The sequence below is a fragment of the Faecalibacterium sp. OM04-11BH genome (genome assembly GCF_003482185.1).
GTDB lineage: Bacteria > Bacillota > Clostridia > Oscillospirales > Ruminococcaceae > Faecalibacterium > Faecalibacterium tardum.
On the sequence record NZ_QULS01000044.1, the window covers coordinates 1 to 2,026 of the forward strand.

Annotated in this window: 2 protein-coding genes; both read left to right on the forward strand. The window is 47.6% G+C overall.

Annotation, left to right across the window (positions count from 1 at the left end; genetic code table 11):
• The first annotated feature begins 770 nt into the window (after window positions 1-770).
• The gene (locus tag DXB44_RS14290) at window positions 771-953 is read left to right on the forward strand and encodes a hypothetical protein (RefSeq protein ID WP_005945116.1); all 183 of its coding nucleotides are present in this window, start codon (window positions 771-773) and stop codon (window positions 951-953) included.
• A 93-nt stretch (window positions 954-1,046) separates the two neighbouring features.
• Window positions 1,047-2,026: recombinase family protein (locus DXB44_RS14295; protein ID WP_243111197.1), on the forward strand; the 980-nt coding region annotated here is incomplete at its 3' end.

Sequence of the window (2,026 nt, forward strand, 5' to 3'; positions counted from 1 at the left end):
GACGGGGTGGCTGAAATGCCAATGGTGCGGTGCAAGCCCGCCGCCGGACGATTCCCCACTCCTAGGGAAGTCGAGGACCAATATGGGAGACCTTAACTTATTAACGCAGTTGAGCACTTGTTTCGTGCTTTTCTGCGACTGGAGAATTGGAACCCTCCAATTCTCGTTACATACTCTTTGTTCCTGATTTCTGCTTCAGCTGGAGGTGATCAACATTTCAGAATATCTTACCACGCAAACTCCGCTGCCGCCGTTTCTCCCATACCCACGCTTCCTTTTGGAACTTGACCTGAGTCAGACTGCAAAAATGACTTATGTGTTGCTACTCGACCGTGCCACACTCTCGCAGAAAAATCTCTGGATAGATGAACGTGGATTCGTGTTTGTCATTTTTACGATTTGCTCTTTGGCTGAGCAGCTAGGGCGCAGCACTGTCAGTGTTTCCAGTGCGCTTAAGGAATTGGACGCTGCGGGATTGATTGAGCGCAGACGAACGCGGTTTTCTTCGCCCAATCACATCTTTGTGAAAATTCCAAATGTTGAATAGTTCTGCGTTTTTCACGATTCAAGAACCGCCAAAATCACGATTCTGTGATGCAGATTCTTAATGGCATCTGCAAAAGATATTTTTCCTATGCAGTATAGCAGCCTTTAAGACTGTATCGAAGAAAACTTTCACCTAACCAACGTAATAAAACAAAAAAAGAAAAACGAATAGAATCCATCCATTCCTTTCCGTATTTGCACCACATGAATGAGGAGGTCTGCCCTTGAACAAAGAAAAATCTGAGAAGAAGCCCACCACACGCAAACGTGCGCCGAGAAGTCCGAAGTCCGTGCGCCTGATCGTGGAACGCCATTATATCGGCAATGTGCCGATGAATACGCTTTTTCAGCGGCTTGTGGAAGAAGAAATTCGTAAAACTGCCGAATCGTATCTCGCCGCTGGCTAAATGGACGTTTTACTGCGGAAAAGGGCTTGCATCGTCACGCAGCATCCGCTACAATGTGATTGATGAGGTCTCTTTTCCATTATGGAGGTACACATGGAAAAGGACAAAAAAGTAACTGCTTTATACTGCCGACTGTCAAAAGATGACGGTTCAAACAGCGAAAGCCTGAGCATCCGCACTCAAAAGGCGATGCTTATGGAGTATGCCACACGCAACGGTTTCGGGAATTGCCAGTACTATGTTGATGATGGTTACAGCGGTACGAACTCTGACCGCCCTGCCTTTCAGGAACTTCTGGATGATATCCGGGAAGGAAAGGTGGCAACAGTCATTACCAAAGACCAGTCCCGACTTGGACGCAACCACATCGAAACCGGAACGTATATGGAAATCTTCTTTCCTGAACACGGTGTCCGCTATATTGCAATCAACGATGGTTATGATTCCAACGAGCAATCTCAGATGGATATTGCCCCGTTCCGAAACATCATCAATGAAATGTACGCCAAAGACACTTCCCGAAAGATCAAGAGTGCCCTTCGGACACGCAAGAAAAGTGGAAAGTATATCTCCAGCGGCGCACCGTTTGGCTACCAGAAAGACCCTGCCGACCACAATCACCTTGTGATCGACCCGAACACCGCCCCCGTTGTTGAGTATATCTATTCAATGGCAGAGGAAGGGCTGGGGCTTCACCGCATCGCCAAGCGGCTCCACGATGAAAAAGTCTTGAAGCCGTGTTACTACAAGAAAGAGATGTTTGGCCGCTTTATTGATGATGAAAAGATGTATGATTGGGACAGTGCCTATATCAGTCAGGTTCTGCACAGCCCAGTCTACGCCGGACACATCATCTACGAAGCCAAGCCCACCGTGTCCATGAAATCCAAAAAGCGGCGTTATATTCCGTTTGAAGAACGCGCTATCGTTCCGAATACACATGAAGCAATCATCCCACAAGACCGCTGGGAAAACGTGCAGCGAATCCTTTACAGCCGTTCCGGTTGTTTTATGTGTGATAAGACCGACTATGACAATATCTTCAAGGGCATCGTCCGCTGTGCAGACTGCGG